The sequence below is a fragment of the Enterococcus sp. 2201sp1_2201st1_C11_2201SCRN_220225 genome (genome assembly GCF_040925905.1).
GTDB classification, from domain to species: Bacteria; Bacillota; Bacilli; order Lactobacillales; family Enterococcaceae; genus Enterococcus_C; species Enterococcus_C asini_A.
The window spans coordinates 22919-39391 of sequence record NZ_JBCOJC010000015.1 but is presented as its reverse complement, the minus strand read 5'-3'; the positions used below and the strand labels follow the sequence as shown (position 1 = coordinate 39391).

Sequence of the window (16473 nt, the reverse complement as noted above, 5' to 3'; positions counted from 1 at the left end):
TATTTTTAAAAAGAAAATGAAAAAAGGAAGTGATGGGAATGTGGTTTGCGTCGGCATTAATCACGATTTTAGCTTGGGGTACCGCGGACTTATTTTATAAAAAAGGCAATAACATTAAAGACCCTCATTCGGCTATGAAGACCACAATCATGGTAGGGCTCGTGATGGGGCTTCACGCCATTGGTTATTATTGGTTGTATGAAGGAGTCCAGTATGACTGGCACAATCTCTTATTGTATTTGCCTGTTTCAGGGATGTACATATTATCCATGGCCATTGGCTATTTTGGCTTACGCTACATTGAAGTTTCGATTTCATCGCCTATTAGCAATTCCTCTGGAGCGGTGACTGCCTTGTTGGGCTTCTTATTATTGGGCAACTCGTTGAAAGGCTTGCAATTTGTCGCCATTGCTTTGATTTTAGTGGGGATTTTACTCTTATCTATCTTTGAAAAAGAAGCAGATGATTTGGAGCTGAAAAAAGAAGGGGTCAAAATCGAGGCTAAGTATCGGGTCGGTGCTGTCGCAATTTTATTTCCGATTTTGTACATGGTCATTGACGGTCTGGGAACCTTTTTAGACAGTTATTATTTAGAGTATAAGAACATCATGCCAGAAGATCAGGCTAATATGAGTTATGAACTAACTTTCTTAATCGTTGCTCTGATTTTATGGGTTTATCTAACTTTCGTGAAAAAAGAACGCTTTGCTCTTTTAAAAGAACGTGACAAAGCCTTAGCAGCAATCTTTGAGACACTGGGACAGTTCTTTTATATCGGAGCAATTTCCAGTAAAGAAGCAGTGATTACCGCACCATTGATTTCTTCTTATGCGATTGTCTCCGTCTTATTAGGACGGATTTTCTTAAAGGAACGCTTAAAAGCCAAACATTACGTGGTGATTGCTGCAATTATGATTGGGATTGCTATTTTAGGGTTTTATGATGGGTGAGAAAAATGCCTTGGTCCAGCAACTAGCTCAGACCAAGACATTTTTTATTGTCTTTTGCGATAACGAATTAAAAAGCTAGCGCCAATTATCAAAGTAGCAAATTCTGCAAAGGGTAAACTGCTCCAAACGCCGGCAATCCCCCACAGTCGACTAAAGAAAAGCGCCGCGGGGATGATAAAGAGATAGCCACGAAACAGGGCAATGGCAAAGGCTTGGCGAGCACGGCCCACTGCGGCAAAGAAGATGGACAAAAGAATATTTTGACTGGAAGCAAAGAAGGCCAAAAAGTAAATGGGAATACCTACCACCGCTAGTTTAGTCAGTATTGGATCTTGATCGGTATTGAAAAAGCCGGTGATGGGATATTTAAAGACTAGCAGTCCCACGTAAAGCAAGCTGGCTAAAATCAAGCTTACTTTCATACCATAGCGTAAATAAAGACGGACAGCGGCATCATCGGCTTTACTGGCAGCGCGACTGATTAAGGGTTGTACCCCTTGAGCTACCCCAGTAAATAATGCTAGTCCCACTAAAACCACATTGGCTAACACGCCGTAAGCCGCCACAGCCACATCACCTTGAAGGGATAGGAGCAATTGGTTAAAGATTAAAATACAAATTCCGGTACTCATCTCCGTTAGAAAAGAAGCTGTCCCTAGTTGGACACTGTGGGATAAGACATCCCACGTAGGCCGTGTTAGTTGTAAGTGTAGTTTCCGCTGAGGCCTTTTCCGGTGAAGGCTTAAAATAGCCAAACTCACTACTGGCGAAAGCACCGTGGCCAAAGCTGCTCCCGCCATGCCCATATTCATAGGAAAGACAAAGAGATAATCAAAAATAATATTAAACAAACTGGAAGATAACATGGCCATCATGGCAAGCTGAGGGTTACCGTCATTGCGCACAAAAGCCAAGACTAGATTGTTTAAGATAAAAAAGGGCGCCATAATCAAAATGAAGCGCAAGTATAAGACTGTCAGATTTAAAGTAGCCGCACTAGCGCCTAATCCTTGAGCGATAGGTTCCACGAAAAAAATCCCGGACAAGGTAAACAGTACGCCCACTGACAAGGCGACTAGAAGTAATTGGGAAAAATAATTATCCTTTGCTCCCCGCAGGCTAAATAAAGTAGCGCCTCCCATCCCTAAAAGCAGGCCGAGACTGTTTAATAGATTGAATAAGGGCAAGGCGATATTTAAAGCAGTTAAACCAAGATTGCCCACGCCTTTAGCGATAAACAAGGTATCCGCTAAAATGTACACAGATAAGCCTAATGTGCTTAAAACACTGCGCAGTACATAACTGCGAACTTCTTTCATCTTCTGTTCCCTCCAAAAAAAGAGCTGGCTTGTCCTAAAGGCCAAGTCTGCTCTGTATTATTTATGTCGCTTTTAAGTGTAGTTCCGCCCATTCTAGCACGGGACTATAAGAAGTACAAGGCGATTACAAAGAAACAGGTTACCCGGATGAAGAATTTTCCGGATAACCTGTTTTTTAGAAATAAAAGAGTAGATAAATGATAGAAAGACTTATGTGAGGAGAACGATAATCCTTTGTTTTACAGCACTTTGCGCAAAAAGTCTTGGGTTCGTGGATTTTGAGGATGGTCAAAGACTGCTTCTGGCGTGCCTTGTTCTTGGATAATCCCTTGATCCATAAAAATTACTCGATCCGCTACTTCTTTGGCAAAGCCCATTTCATGGGTGACCACCACCATGGTCATGCCTTTTTCTGCCAAGTCTTGCATCACGGCTAAAACTTCTCCCACCATTTCAGGATCTAGAGCAGAGGTTGGTTCATCAAAAAGCATCACATCCGGCTTCATCGCTAGTGCTCGGGCGATGGCGACCCGTTGTTGTTGTCCGCCAGAAAGGCTCGCAGGATAGGCAGAAGCTTTATCAGCAAGTCCCACTTGATTTAACAACTCTAAAGAAAGTTCCTTAGCTGTTCCGGGATTTTCTTTTTTGACTTGGATGGGGCTAATGGTCAAGTTTTCTAAAACGGTCATATGGGGAAAGAGGTTAAAGCTTTGAAAAACCATGCCCATTTTTTCCCGCAGTTGGTTGATATTGGTACCTTTTGCTAAAATATTGTGGCCTTCAAACTCAATGGTGCCACCAGTGGGTTGTTCCAAAAGGTTGAGACAGCGGAGGAAGGTGGATTTTCCGCTACCGGAAGGGCCGATAATCACGACCACTTCTCCTTTTGCCACTTCTAAATCGATGCCTTTGAGGACTTCATTTTCCCCGTATGTTTTATGCAAATCATGAACTTTAATCATTGGCCATTCTCCTTTCAGCTACCCCTAATAGACGGGAAATGGTAAAGGTTAATACAAAGTAAATCAATGAGACAATTACGTAGGGAATGAAGGGCTTAAAGCTGGCTCCTTGGACGACACCGGTTTGGAAAATCAACTCGGAAACACCGATGACCGACACCACGGAAGATTCTTTAATAACCGTTACAAATTCATTTCCTAAGGCGGGTAAGATATTTTTCACAGCTTGAGGCAAGATGATAAAGCGCATGGACTGCCCTTGACTCATGCCTAGTGAACGAGCGGCTTCCACTTGGCCTTTATTCACTGCGTTGATACCAGCCCGAATGATTTCGGCTACATAGGCGGCACTGTTTAAAGCTAGGGCGATACAGCCCGCCGCTAGTTTAGACATATCAAAACCTAAGACCCCGGTACCAAAGTACACGATAAAGATTTGAACTAAAAGTGGTGTACCCCGTACGTATTCAATATAGACAGTGGCAATTACTTTTAAGAATTTGTTTTTGGCCAGCTTCATCAAAGCTAAAAGGCCACCAAAGACTGCCCCAAAGAGTACCCCGATAAAGGCTAGAAAGACGGTATAACCCGCACCAGATAAATAGTAGGGCAAGTATTTGCCTAAAAAGCTTTGTTCTTCTTCGGCAAACATCAAATCATTGGCTTCTTTTTGATAGCCGGTGAGTAAATCTTGGCTACGGATGTCGGCAATGGAAGCATTGACAGCAGCTAAAAAGGCAGGAGCTTCTTTGGAAACTGCGGCGGCCATTTCCTTGGAACCTTCTTTGAAGACCACATTATCCGCCACGGCTAAGCTTTTATTGACTTGGGCATAGGCATCTGCCACCGGCCCTTCTAAAATCACACCATCGATTTTTTCATTGGTTAAGTTGGTGATTAAGTCGGGAACTTTTTGCAAAGAGGTCACATCAGAATCCGGCAGTTCACTGGCGGCTAATTCTTCTTGGTAACTTTGTTTTTGCACGCCCACGGTTGCGCCGTTTAATTTTTCTAAAGAGCTGAATTTATCTTCATCTGCTTTTCTGACCACCACTTTTTGAGTGACGGTCATATAGCCATCGGTAAAATTAACTTCTTTTTCCCGCTCTGGTGTGGGGTTCATCCCAGAGATGACCATATCAACTTTGCCTGTTTGTAACGCACCTAGTAGCGCATCAAAGCCTAATTCCTCGACTTTTAATTTGACGCCTAAGTCTTCGGCAATTTTTTCCGCAATGGCTACGTCAAAGCCTACAATCGTGTCTTTGCCCTTCACTGTGGCGTGAAATTCAAAGGGGGCATAGTCAGCGGAAAGCCCCACTACTAACTCTTTATTTGCTTGCACTCGATCTAAAACCGGATCGGTTTCTGCAGCAGTCACTTGCAAAGGCAAGAGATTAATGAATAATGCAATAATCGGCAAGATGGCAAGTAAACCAACTCTTTTTTTCATATTTCTAGCTCCTTTTTATACACTAAGTTAATGAAAAATGAATAAAAATTCATATCAACGAGGCTTATACTAGCATATAATTATTAAAAAGAAAAGAGCTTGAGTAAAAAACCTAGGATAAATTTTTTTATCACTTTTGACGCTGACAAAAACGGGTATACTAAAGATGAGGTGAAAAAGATGGAAATGACACCAGTTCAAGCAGCCCAAAAAATCAAAGGAGCATCAGCTATTACTTTTTTAACAGGAGCTGGGGTTTCAACGGCTTCTGGTATTCCCGATTATCGTTCCTTGCAAGGAGTCTATCACGGTATTGAGGCTCCAGAATATCTCTTAAGTCGTGATTGTCTCTTGGCAGAACCAGGAAAATTCTATCAGTTTGTTAAGCATATATACCACGCTGAGGCCAAGCCTAATGTGATTCATAAAAAGATTGCGGCGTTGGAAAAGTGTAAAAAGGTTTGGACGGTCTCCCAAAATATTGATGGCCTTCATCAACAGGCGGGCAGTCAAAATTTAGTCAATTTTCATGGCAGTTTGTACCACTGTCACTGTCAAAAATGTGGTGAAAAAATCCCTTGGCAAGACTATTTACAAAGTGATCGCCACGAAGTTTGTGGAGGACAAATTCGACCAGAAATCGTCTTGTATGGGGAGGGCTTTAGCCAAGAAACGTTGGATTTAGCAGTGAAGGCGGTTAGTCAAGCTGACTTAATCGTAATTGTGGGAACTTCTTTTCAAGTACATCCTTTTTGCGATTTGATTCATTACGGGCCGGACGCCGAAATTTTGGCGATTAATCAAACTTCCTTAACTTTGCCGAGGGCTTTTGCCATGGTACAATGTTCCGGAGAAGAAGTATTTTCATTATTGTAAAAAGGAGCCAACTATGAAGACAGAAAAAGAAAAAATGATTGCCGGAGAATTGTATTTTTCCGCTGATCCTGAACTTGTGGCTGATCGTAAAGATGCCCGCTTGCGTTTACAAAAAATCAATGAAGCTACGGATGCCAAAGAACGGATGACCTTATTAGCTGAAGCGTTCGGCTCAAGTAATGGACACCCTTATGCGGAACCGAATATCCGCTTTGACTATGGCTATAATATTCACGTAGGCAAACAGTTTTATGCCAATTTTGACTGTACTTTTTTGGATATTTGTCCCATTACTTTTGGGGATAATTGTATGTTGGGCCCCGGCGTGCAGATTTTGACTGCCACTCATCCTTTGCATCCGGCAAAACGCAACAGTGGCTTAGAAGCAGGCAAACCCATCACCATTGGGGACAATGCGTGGTTAGGTGGTGGCGTGATTATTATTCCCGGGGTAACTTTAGGGGATAACGTGGTGGTTGCCGCAGGAGCCGTGGTGACGAAATCATTTGGCGACAATGTGGTTCTAGGCGGTAATCCAGCCCGCGTGATTAAAACCATTGACTTAGAAGAGACTACAGTCACTACCCAGGACCCATTGGCAAAACCACGACAGACCATTGACCGGATAGATCGGGAATTAGTGCGATTATTAGAAGAACGAATGGAAGCGGTCAGTCAGATTGCGGATCTTAAAAAAGCCAACCAGATCAATGTGTTAGACTCTTCCAGAGAAGATCAAGTTTTGGAAAAAGTGGCAGGAAATGTTCAGCAAAAAGAGTTTGAAGAGACCATTGTGGAAACTTTTAAAGATGTGATGAAGCATTCGCGCCATTACCAAAACACACGACAAGACTAAGACAGAAAGGAAAGAGGGCTATGACAGATGGCATCAAACGACGACAAGCGATTTTAAACCAGCTAGGACAAAGTGAAAAACCAATTAGTGCTACTCGTTTTGCTAAGGAATTTGGCGTCAGCCGTCAGATTATTGTAGGGGACGTAGCACTACTGAGAGCTGCGGGAGAAGAAATCATTGCCACGGCTCGAGGCTATCTTTTAGAGACTGGTCACACAGACGGCTTGTTAAAAAAAATTGCAGTACAACATGAAGCAAAAGATACTCGCATTGAGTTGGAAACTATCGTCAAATACGGCGGTGAAGTAGTAGATGTGATTGTGGAACACGCTTTGTATGGGGAATTAGTCGGAGGCTTGCATATTAAGACCCAAGCGGATATTGAAGCCTTTTTGAAGGAATACCGCAATACTAACGCTAATTTGTTGTCTGATTTAACCAATGGTATTCATTTGCACACCATTCGTTACCAAAAAGCTGAGGACCTGGAAAAGATTGAAGCAGCTTTATTGGCAGCTGGGATTTTGTATCGGGAATAAGTAAGGGTGGCTAAGGTTTTTACTCTAAAGATTTCCGCCTGTAAACTATTAGTAATTTTTTTGTGAACTAAAAAAATAAGCCCCGGCGATTTGCCAGGGCTTATTTCTATTCTATCACCAAGACGCCTTCTTTTAGTGCAAAAGGATTGCCTTCATTAATATGATCGTAAAACATCACGCCATTTAAATGGTCGATTTCGTGTTGAACTACAATGGCTTCGTAGTTTTTCAGGCGTTTCTTTTGTTTTTTACCAAATTCATCGTAGTAGGTCAACGTAATCCGAGCATGACGAACCACGTAGCCGGGGACTTCTCGATCTACGGAAAGACAGCCTTCTCCTTCGCCAAGGCAAGCATCTTGAACGGAGTGGCTCAAGATTTTAGGATTATACATTACGGTACTCAAAGTTGGTTCGGGATTTTCCGGATCGTTACTTGGCACGTGGAGGGCAATAATGCGTTTTGAAATATCTAGCTGAGGGGCAGCTAGGCCGACGCCTCCGCGTAAATGTAATTCTTCGGCTTTTTCCGGGTCTTGGCTATTTTGCAAGAACTCCAACATTTCATGGCCTAAATCGATGTCTGCTTGGGATAAGGGAAATTGGACTTCTTCTGCAACTTTCCGCAAAGTGGGATGTCCTTCCCGGATAATATCCTCCATCGTAATCATGTTGTTCACCTCAATAAAAATTTAGCTATTCCTTTCAAGAAATGATTCATAAAGCTCTCATAAAAGGATAAGCTCGTTTATACAGTTTACCATAGATTTTGTTAGAATAGCTGTAGGAATTACTTTTCTTTCAATCTCTTAAAGATTAAGTAAAAGAAAATCAAAAAAGAAGGCTTTTATATGAACCGGTTCAAAAAAATAGCGAATAACTATTGCATATTTTGAAATCGTTTGCTATTATCCTTTTGAACCGGTTCAAAAAACGAAAAATGGAATGAGGAGTATCTTATGAAATTTGTGGACAAAATGTCTGAAAAATTACTGCCAATTGTGTCAAAAATCAACGGACAACGGCACCTATTGGCGATTCGCGATGCATTTATTATTACTATGCCTCTGGTTATGGCAGCGTCTTTTATGATCTTGTTAAATGCACTGATTTTTTCCAATGCTGTTGTTCAAAAATTTGTTGATTTGAGTTTTTTGTCAGAGTTGGCCGTAATTGTGAACAATGGAACCATGAGTATTTTGGCAATTATTGTTTGTTACAATATCGGCGTGAATCTAGCAAATTATTATATTAAATCGAAGTCGATTGATGATCCATCTTTTAATGCGGTTCATGCTGGTGTTTTAAGTTTGGCGACTATGTTTATTTTGATGCCGGTTAATACGATGGTGAGCTTGGTGGATGGGACATCTGCTGAAGCTACAGGGATTTTTCCTCAAGCGTTGACCTCTAGTTCGGGATTAGCTACTGCTATGATTTGTGCCTTGTTAAGTACTGAATTATTTGTTCATTTAGCGAAATTTAAAAAGTTAAAGATTAAAATGCCTGATGGAGTTCCGCCAGCAGTTGCGACTTCTTTTAACTCTTTGGTTCCAGAAGTAATTGTTGTCTTAATTTTTGGGATTTTTGTTTTTGTTTTGAAGAAGACAACGGGCTTAAATGTTCCAGATTTGATTAACTTAGCCATTCAAACCCCATTGAAAGGTTTTGTATTATCCATTCCAGGGATGTTGTTTTTACAATTTTTCTCAGACTTTTTGTGGGTCTTCGGGATGCATGGATCCAGTATTTTAGCACCTATTAAACAAGCACCTATGCTGCAATCTATTGAAGAAAATATGACTGCCTTTCAAAATCATGAAGTGATTCCTAATATTATTACAGAACCATTTGCAAATGCCTTTGGCCTGATTGGCGGTGGCGGATGTATCTTGCCGTTAGTAATTGCTATTTTATGGGTTTCACGTCGAAGAGATGAACGCCAAATTGCTAAAATGGGTTTGACCACTTGCCTATTTAATATTACAGAACCCGTGATGTTTGGCTTACCTGTGGTTATGAATCCAATTTTCATGATTCCTTGTGCCTTAATTCCTTCAATTAACTTGATCATTGCTTATTTTGCTACGAGTGTTGGTTTAATTGGTAAGACGGTAGCAGCAGCTCCTTGGATTACCCCACCGGTTATCCAATCGGTGATTGCTACAGGGGGCGATTTGAAAGCGGGCGTGTTGACCATCGCTTTAATCGTCTTAGATATATTTTTATTTATGCCTTTTGTGCTGGCTTCGAATAAAGCGGCTCAAATGAGAGGAGACGAATTAATTGGGTAAGTACGAGTACCCTTATCAAAATCCCGCACTGACCATTGGAGAACGGGTGACCGATTTACTGAAGCGGTTGACGGTTCAAGAAAAAGTTGGTCAGGTCAATCAACACCTTTATGGCTGGGAGTGTTATGAGAAGAACGCCGATGGCTCAGTATCGTTGACGGATAAATTAAAAGAACATGTTCGTTGGGGAGGTGGGCTGGGCGCTCTTTATGGTCTATTTCGGGCTGATCCTTGGTCAAAAGTCGGTTTTGAAAACGGCATTGCCCCAGAAGACAGTTGGAAAGTGGTAAATCAAGTACAAGAGTATGTGATGAGCCAATCTCGCTGGAAGATTCCGGCTTTAATTGTAGAGGAATGTCCCCATGGTCACCAAGGCCTTGGCGGGGTATCTTATCCAACCAATTTGGGTCGAGGAAATTCTTTCAACATAGAATTAATGGAGCAATCCAGTCGCTTAATGGCAAATGAATTAGCGGCAAAAGGCGTCCATCTCGCTTTGGTTTCTACTTTAGACTTAGTAAAAGATCCACGTTGGGGTCGTTCGGAAGAGTGTTTTGGAGAAGATCCTATTTTGTCAGCGAAGATGAGTGAAGCGGTGGTAGCCGGATTTCAGGGGAACCTTTTAAATGATCAGCATAGTTATTTAGATCAAACTGTAGCAGAAATTCAGAGAACTCCAGGAACGATAGGCGTCGTCTTAAAGCACTGTATCGCCCAAGGAGAAGCGCTAGGGGGACATAACTCTGGGACTGTTACGATTGGTGGTCGAGAATTTAATGATATTTATCGTCCGCTCTTAAAAAGTACTCGCAATGCAGTAGGCGTAATGGCAGCCTATAATGATGTTGATGGTGTGCCTTGTCATATCAATGGAGAACTATTTCAGCGAATTTTACGCCAAGAACTGGGGTATCAAGGCTTAGTCATGGCTGATGGCGTGGCTTTGGATCGTTTAGGTGATGTTTTTGAAACAAAGGTGGAAAGTGCTGCCAGTGCTTTAGCCGCAGGTGTTGATTTGAGCTTGTGGGATGAAACTTATTTGCACATTGAAGCTGGCCTTAATGAAAACATTGTCGCCTTAAAGGACTTAGATGCGGCTTGTGCCCGAGTTTTAGGGATCAAATTTTTATTAGGAATCTTTGATGAACCGTTTGTTAAAGATCCAAAAACTAAATTTGAAAAAATCATCGATGACTCGCAAAAAATGAATCTGCAAATGGCAAAAGAGTCTGTAACGCTAGTAAAAAATGATGGAATTTTACCTTTACCATTAGATTTGAACAAAATTGCGGTTATCGGGCCAAATGCAAATGGCTTTTATGAGTTGCTAGGTGACTATACCGCACCTCAAAGTGCTTCTTTGTCCGCTCAGACAATCTATCGCCAAATTCAAGCAGAATTCTCAGAAACTGAAGTTGTTTACAAAGAAGGTTGTGAAGTTCGCAATTTAGAAAATCAAGCAGATAAGATTGCTGAGGCGGTAGCAGCTTGTCAAGAAGCCGATGTGGTCGTTTTAGTTTTAGGGGGGAGTAGTGCTCGGAATTTTGATATGGAATTTCTGAACAACGGTGCGGTTTCTTCCAAGGGAATCAACATGGATTCTGGAGAAAATGTGGATGTAGCTTCCTTAACATTAGGGGGGCGGCAGTTGGAATTGCTCTCTGCCATTCAAGCACTAGGAAAACGCCTTGTTACTATTTTGATTCAAGGACGACCTTATGACATTCAAGAAGTAGAGACAGTTTCCAATGCTGTGTTATTGGGCTGGTTCCCTGGACAACAAGGAGCAGTTGCTATTGCAGAAGTATTGGCAGGAAAAAGCAATCCCAGTGGACGCTTGCCTTTGAGCTATCCGCGCAATAGCCAACAACTGCCAGTTTATTACTATCAGCGAGCGGCCTCTAAGCAAGACAATTATTATGATGAACCCGGTACCCCGCTCCATGAATTTGGGTATGGGCTAAGTTATACCGCATTTGTTTATGAAAACTTACAAGTTCAAAAAGACTCAGACCAATTCAAGGTTACAGTTACTTTGACTAATCAAGGAAAGCGGGCTGGTCAAGAGTCAGTTTTGTTATTTGTTCGGTTACAGGGTGGGCGAGTGATTCAAAGATACAAAATGCTAAAGGATTTTACAAAGGTGGGATTACAGCCTGGCGAATCCACAAATATTTCGTTCTATCTGTCGCCTGAGCAACTACTTTACACAGACCAGGACCGACGTCAAAAGGTAGCCAGTAACTTTACTGTTATGCTTGGCAACTTGACAGTGGGTTGTTCAGTGGAAGAAAACCTCTAAGTTTCTTGAATGAAATGACGCTATCCGAGCAAATAATTCCTTTCTAGATGAGTTAATCTGGCAGAGATGAATTATGTTGTTCGGATTTTCGTCTCTATTGTCCACGGATTACTTGTGAACCTTTGTCTGAAAAATGGTAAAATGGTTTCATTAGAGAACTTAAAGGAAAGGAATCGAGTTAGATGTCATCCATTCGTGAAGTTGCAAAATTAGCTGGAGTATCTGTGGGCAGTGTTTCCCGCTATTTAAATGGCCAACAATTAAAATCACAGAATATGGAGAAGATAGCCGCCGCGATTCAAGCTTTAGATTACAAAGAAAATATTATCGCCAAAGGATTGAAAAATAATCGTAGTTTTTCAGTAGGCTTACTAATGAATAGTATTTCTAGTCAATTTGGAGCAGAAATCATCAGTGCCATTGAAGAAGTGATGGAGGAAAGCGGCTATTCCATTTTACTAAGTGGATTTAAAGGTGACCTTTCCAATATTGATCGTAAAATAGATTACTTGATGAAGCATGCCGTAGATGGTTTGGTTGTTTTTGTTTCCGAGCAGGACTGGGATGGTATGGAACGTTTAGCCGAGTTGCCCATTCCGGTAGTGGCGATTAATAGCCCGGTACAAGTTTTGGGAATTGATCAAATTCATGTGGCTGATCGAGAAAGTGTCGCCCAAGTTGTCCAACATTTTGTAAAAACAAATCATCAAAAAATTGGTGTTTTAGCGGCACCGCAAAATGATTTTGTCGCTCGGGAGCGGTTAATTGGGGCCCAAAGCGTGTTACAAGATCATCCTGAGATTGAATTAACAACGGTTATTGGTGATTATTCACGATTAAGTGGTTACCGAGGAGCAGAAACCTTGTTGCAACATGATATCTCAGCACTTTTGGTAACAAACTATAATATGGCAATGGGAGCCTTAGAGTTTTTACATCAAGATAAAAATTCAAAAGACAAAAAAATTGTGTTGGCTCACTATGATTACACAAGTGAAATGGCCGAACTTTTGGAGGATCGAATTGTCATCAAAGCACCCACAAGGAAAATTGGACAACTTTGTGCCAATCAATTGTTGTCGCGGATGAATGATAAAGCCATTCTAGTAGAAGAGCAAATAATTGTAGAAAATGAAATATTTGGTCTGTAAAATCCAGACTGATTTCTTTGTTAACGTATTTTTTCTTAATCATGTGAGTTAGAGAAAGCTAAAATGTAAAATAATGTTCTATTAAAAACAAGGAGGACAACAACATGTATCAATTTCCAAAGAACTTCCTGTGGGGAGCGGCAACCAGTGCGCCACAATCAGAAGGGGCAGCCTTAAAAGATGGTAAGAGTGCTACGACTTGGGACAAATGGTTTGAAATGGAGCCAGAGTTGTTTTACGACCAAGTGGGCCCAGAGAATACGTCCAATACTTACGAGCGTTACAAAGAAGATGTGGCTAATATGAAAGCCATGAACTTAAATTCTTTCCGGACTTCCATTGCTTGGAGCCGGCTTTTGCCTGACGGAAAGACTCTAAATCCGAAAGCCGTGGCCTTTTACCGGGATTACTTCCAAGAATTAGTGGACAATGGGGTGGAGCCGATTATTAATTTGTTCCACTTTGATATGCCTTGGTGGCTGATGGAAAAAGGGGGCTGGGAAGCGCGTGAATCCGTGGATCACTTTGCTTACTATGCCAGTGTCGCCTTTGAACAATTCGGCGATATCGTGAAGAAATGGGCTACGTTTAATGAACCTTTAGTCCACATTGAGTGTGGTTATTATGGGGATGCCCATTGGCCAAAAGTTCATGACTTTAAGCGGGCTCTTCAAGTGGGCTATCACACTCTTTTAGCCCATGCCAAAGCAGTGGCGGCGTTTCGTCAGTCTAAATACAATGATGGTCAAATCTCGATTATTTTAAACTTGTCGCCAGTCTATCCAAAAAGCCAAGCGCCAGCTGATTTAGAAGCGGCCAAATGGGCGGATCATATTTATATTCGCAGTTTCTTGGATTGTGCGGTGAAGGGGGCTTTTGATGAAGAATTTGTGGCGTTGTTAAAAGAAGCCAATTTGGCTCCTGTGACCGAAGTTGGTGATCGAGAAATCTTTTTAAATAATACTGTGGATTTTGTGGGCTGTAATTATTACCAACCAATGCGGGTACAAGCACCAAAAGAAGCAAAACGCCCAATCTCAGATCCCCATGATTTATTTGCTCCTTATGATTGGCCAGAAAAACGGATCAATCCTCACCGGGGCTGGGAAATCTATCCTAAAGGAATTTATGACATTGCCATGCGTTTGAAAGAAAGTTACCACAATATTCCTTGGTATATCTCAGAAAACGGCATGGGGGTATCGGAAGAAGAACGCTTTGAAAACCTAGATGGCATTATTGAAGACGACTATCGCATTGAGTTTATTGAAGATCATTTGGCAGAACTTCACCGGGCCATTGAAGCCGGTTCGCCATGTTTCGGTTATCATTTGTGGACGTTTGCAGACTGTTGGAGTTGGTTAAATGCTTATAAGAATCGCTACGGTTATTATCGGGTGGACTTAGCCGATGATTTCAAACGGACGCCGAAAAAATCCAGCTTTTGGATGGCAGATGTGATTGCCCAAAATGGTTTTGAACGGGAACACGTCTAGAAAAACAGTCTGTGTAATTGTTTACAACAAAATCGGGAAGTAGTAGTCTGAAATTAGGTGTAGGACATAGCAATCAGGAGGGATTTCATGGGAAAAGTAGAAAAACTTGCAAGTGGTTTACTGGCTTTTTCAGGCTTTACCAGTATCTATTTAGGTGGTCCTTTTGTGGTGTTGTTTCTTTTTTCGGTAGTGCTATATGCTGGTGTTGCTGTGGTGAAGAAAAGACGAGCTAGCTAATTTTTTTATTATTTCCATACGTAAACACCACGAGAATCTGATTTCTCGTGGTGTTTTTTTAATTCTAAAGAGAAGAACTCAGCGGGGCACCTCATCCTCTGATTTTGTTTTGTTCATCTTTTTTAATTCGGTGGCGATGACGGTTAGTTGTTTCAAAATCTTAAATCCAAGCACTAAGGCGAAAATAATGGCAATAAAAGGGATGAGCGTAAAAAGAATGTTTAAGTAAATTGCGTGTCCTACTGTCATAAGCTACCGCCTTTCTTGAAACCTTTGAATGACTTTAGTTTAGCATGGATAAAATCAATTGAAAACGGTTTTTACTGAGGAGAAGAAAAAAACCACCAGCCGAAAAATTTCGACTGGTGGTTGGGGTAAGGTTTAAAATGTTGCCGCTAAATTTTCTGCTTCTTCAGTTGCTTGAGCAAGAATTTCATCTGCTTTTTCAGGAGCATAATCAATGCCTTCAATAAAGATTTGATCCACAGATTCCACCCCAACGAAATTCAAAATCAATTTCACGTATTGGGAAGCGGGGTCTTGGCCTTGGTAAAAGCCGCCGTTGGACTGGATGTGGAGGGCTTTTTTGCCTTCTGTCATACCCATGGGACCATTTTCAGTATAGCGGAAGGTTTTACCAGCTACGTTAATGGTGTCAAACCAAGCTTTTAAGCGAGTTGGGACGTTTAAATTCCACAAAGCGTTGGCGATAATGATTTTATCTGCGGCTAAAAATTGTTCAATGGAAGCATCAAAAGCTGCGACTTTGGCTTGTTGGTTGACGGTCAGCTCAGCAAGTGGTGTGCCGGTGCGCAATTTTTGCCAAGCATCGAGAATTTCCCCATCGATTTCTGGTACTTGATCTTTTCCGTAAAGATCTAAAATCGTGATTTTATCTTCTGGGTGATGGGTTTCATAGGCAGTTAAAAAGGACTTCAAAATTTGAATAGACCGGGAAGTTTCATTAGATAGCGGATGGGCTTTAATCACTAATACATTGCTCATGAGAACACTCCTTAAGATTCTTTGTCTTACTTGTAAAACGTAAGTAAGCTTATCTTAACGGGGCGTGAGAAAAGAGACAATGTTTCTGCTTGTGGAAGCCTTCACAAAAATGGTTTAATAAGTTTGCTTTTGATTGGTAAAGGCAGAAAGAGGACTGTGACACGGCTATTGTCACGGTCCTCTTTTCACTATTAAGGCTATTCTTTTTTATCTTTGTCTTTCAAATCATCTACAAACTCATTGACTTTCTCAGCCACATCATCGGCTACGTCTTTGACTTTGTCTTTTGCTTTGCCGAACTCCTGTTGCAGCTTGCCCTTTAATTCTTCAGATTCATCTTGGGTTACTTTACCTTTGATTTCCGTAGCTTTGCCCTTTACTTCCTCTTTGTCTACCATAAAGAAGCCTCCTTTTTTGTTTTGTGAACCCTTACAAGAATTACGTTACCATGAGTGATGGGAATAGAGAAGTAATTTGCTTAAGGGAAAGAAGCGCAGGAGTAGTTTAAAGAAAATGCCAATTTTGAGGTCAACTGCACGCAAACTCAATCAAAAAAACTTGCATTTTTATCTCTTTCGGGTACAATGTTACTGTGTGTAAACACACCAACTGTTACTTGGTTCGGCGATTCACCAACGCCCTACTCAGTTGCAGGGGACAAACGAAAGAGGTGAAAGAAATGGCAATTTCAAAAGAACGTAAAAACGAAATCATCAAACAATTCGCTCGTACTGAAGGAGATACTGGTTCTCCAGAAGTTCAAATCGCTGTTTTAACAGAAGAAATCAACGAATTGAATGCTCACATCCGTGTGCATAAAAAAGACCACCATTCTCAACGTGGTTTGATGAAAAAAGTCGGTCATCGTCGTAATTTGTTAGCATACTTGCGTAACAAAGATGTACCTCGTTACCGCGAATTAATCAAAGCATTAGGCTTACGTCGTTAATGTTTGCAAAAGTGAGGTTCACATTGAATCTCACTTTTCTTTTTGTAATCAACTACCAGTTTGGTGAGACTGGATACTAATTTAG

General features: G+C 41.3%; 17 protein-coding genes. 10 read left to right on the top strand and 7 right to left on the bottom strand.

All coding sequences use genetic code 11. The features are described from left to right. Nucleotides 1-32 precede the first annotated feature (32 nt). A complete protein-coding gene (locus AB5754_RS05860; RefSeq protein ID WP_368251582.1) occupies nt 33-950 on the top strand; it encodes an EamA family transporter in 918 nt (305 codons plus the stop codon). 44 nt (nt 951-994) lie between these two features. On the opposite strand, the gene AB5754_RS05855 is transcribed toward AB5754_RS05860, so the two are convergent. The 3 genes from AB5754_RS05855 to AB5754_RS05845 all read right to left on the bottom strand — a co-directional run bounded on the left by AB5754_RS05855 (nt 995) and on the right by AB5754_RS05845 (nt 4684). Further along, on the bottom strand, nt 995-2269 hold the full coding sequence (locus AB5754_RS05855; RefSeq protein ID WP_368251581.1) for an MATE family efflux transporter: 1275 nt from the start codon (nt 2267-2269) through the stop codon (nt 995-997). Nucleotides 2270-2508: 239 nt separating this feature from the next. Continuing rightward, a complete protein-coding gene (locus AB5754_RS05850; protein WP_368251580.1) occupies nt 2509-3231 on the bottom strand; it encodes an amino acid ABC transporter ATP-binding protein in 723 nt (240 codons plus the stop codon). Then, entirely contained in the window at nt 3224-4684 is a 1461-nt protein-coding gene (locus tag AB5754_RS05845) for an ABC transporter substrate-binding protein/permease (RefSeq protein WP_368251579.1), read from the bottom strand. The genes AB5754_RS05850 and AB5754_RS05845 overlap by 8 nt, the downstream gene beginning before the upstream one ends. 180 nt (nt 4685-4864) lie before the next feature. Here AB5754_RS05845 and AB5754_RS05840 point away from each other — a divergent pair, with 180 nt between their 5' ends. The 3 genes from AB5754_RS05840 to AB5754_RS05830 are packed head-to-tail and all read left to right on the top strand — an operon-like array spanning nt 4865 to nt 6955. Then, entirely contained in the window at nt 4865-5560 is a 696-nt protein-coding gene (locus AB5754_RS05840) for an NAD-dependent protein deacylase (protein ID WP_368251578.1), read from the top strand. A gap of 13 nt (nt 5561-5573) precedes the next feature. Next, the gene (locus AB5754_RS05835; RefSeq protein WP_368251577.1) at nt 5574-6416 is read left to right on the top strand and encodes a chorismate mutase; all 843 of its coding nucleotides are present in this window, start codon (nt 5574-5576) and stop codon (nt 6414-6416) included. Between the two features lie 20 nt (nt 6417-6436). After that, nucleotides 6437-6955, top strand: coding sequence for a transcription repressor NadR (locus AB5754_RS05830; RefSeq protein ID WP_368251576.1), 519 nt, complete (start codon nt 6437-6439; stop codon nt 6953-6955). A gap of 106 nt (nt 6956-7061) precedes the next feature. Here the strand turns inward: AB5754_RS05830 and def are convergent, their stop codons facing one another. After that, the gene (gene def, locus AB5754_RS05825) at nt 7062-7625 is read right to left on the bottom strand and encodes a peptide deformylase (RefSeq protein WP_311833954.1); all 564 of its coding nucleotides are present in this window, start codon (nt 7623-7625) and stop codon (nt 7062-7064) included. 288 nt (nt 7626-7913) lie between these two features. Between def and AB5754_RS05820 the strand changes: the two genes are divergently transcribed. From AB5754_RS05820 to AB5754_RS05800, 5 genes are all read left to right on the top strand, one after another. Continuing rightward, nucleotides 7914-9248 (top strand): PTS sugar transporter subunit IIC, encoded by a 1335-nt coding sequence (locus AB5754_RS05820; RefSeq protein ID WP_368259504.1) that lies wholly within the window; start codon nt 7914-7916, stop codon nt 9246-9248. Beyond that, nucleotides 9241-11550 carry a glycoside hydrolase family 3 C-terminal domain-containing protein gene (locus tag AB5754_RS05815; RefSeq protein ID WP_368251574.1) on the top strand — a complete coding sequence of 770 codons (2310 nt, stop codon included), beginning with the start codon at nt 9241-9243 and terminating at the stop codon, nt 11548-11550. The genes AB5754_RS05820 and AB5754_RS05815 overlap by 8 nt, the downstream gene beginning before the upstream one ends. Nucleotides 11551-11732: 182 nt before the next feature. Beyond that, nucleotides 11733-12701, top strand: coding sequence for a LacI family DNA-binding transcriptional regulator (locus AB5754_RS05810; RefSeq protein WP_368251573.1), 969 nt, complete (start codon nt 11733-11735; stop codon nt 12699-12701). A 104-nt stretch (nt 12702-12805) separates the two neighbouring features. Continuing rightward, nucleotides 12806-14197 carry a glycoside hydrolase family 1 protein gene (locus AB5754_RS05805; protein WP_368251572.1) on the top strand — a complete coding sequence of 464 codons (1392 nt, stop codon included), beginning with the start codon at nt 12806-12808 and terminating at the stop codon, nt 14195-14197. Nucleotides 14198-14284: 87 nt separating this feature from the next. Further along, nucleotides 14285-14434, top strand: coding sequence for a hypothetical protein (locus tag AB5754_RS05800; RefSeq protein ID WP_368251571.1), 150 nt, complete (start codon nt 14285-14287; stop codon nt 14432-14434). Nucleotides 14435-14512: 78 nt separating this feature from the next. Here AB5754_RS05800 and AB5754_RS05795 read toward each other — a convergent pair whose 3' ends face one another. The 3 genes from AB5754_RS05795 to AB5754_RS05785 form a co-directional block, all read right to left on the bottom strand. Next, nucleotides 14513-14683, bottom strand: a complete 171-nt coding sequence (locus tag AB5754_RS05795; protein ID WP_368251570.1) for a hypothetical protein — start codon at nt 14681-14683, stop codon at nt 14513-14515. 132 nt (nt 14684-14815) lie between these two features. After that, the gene (locus AB5754_RS05790; RefSeq protein ID WP_368251569.1) at nt 14816-15439 is read right to left on the bottom strand and encodes an NAD(P)H-dependent oxidoreductase; all 624 of its coding nucleotides are present in this window, start codon (nt 15437-15439) and stop codon (nt 14816-14818) included. Between the two features lie 197 nt (nt 15440-15636). Continuing rightward, nucleotides 15637-15837: a CsbD family protein gene (locus AB5754_RS05785; RefSeq protein ID WP_311833962.1), complete on the bottom strand. Its 201-nt coding sequence runs from the start codon at nt 15835-15837 to the stop codon at nt 15637-15639. Between the two features lie 281 nt (nt 15838-16118). On the opposite strand from AB5754_RS05785, the gene rpsO reads away from it, so the two are divergent. Beyond that, nucleotides 16119-16388, top strand: coding sequence for a 30S ribosomal protein S15 (gene rpsO, locus AB5754_RS05780; protein WP_010754582.1), 270 nt, complete (start codon nt 16119-16121; stop codon nt 16386-16388). Nucleotides 16389-16473 lie beyond the last annotated feature (85 nt).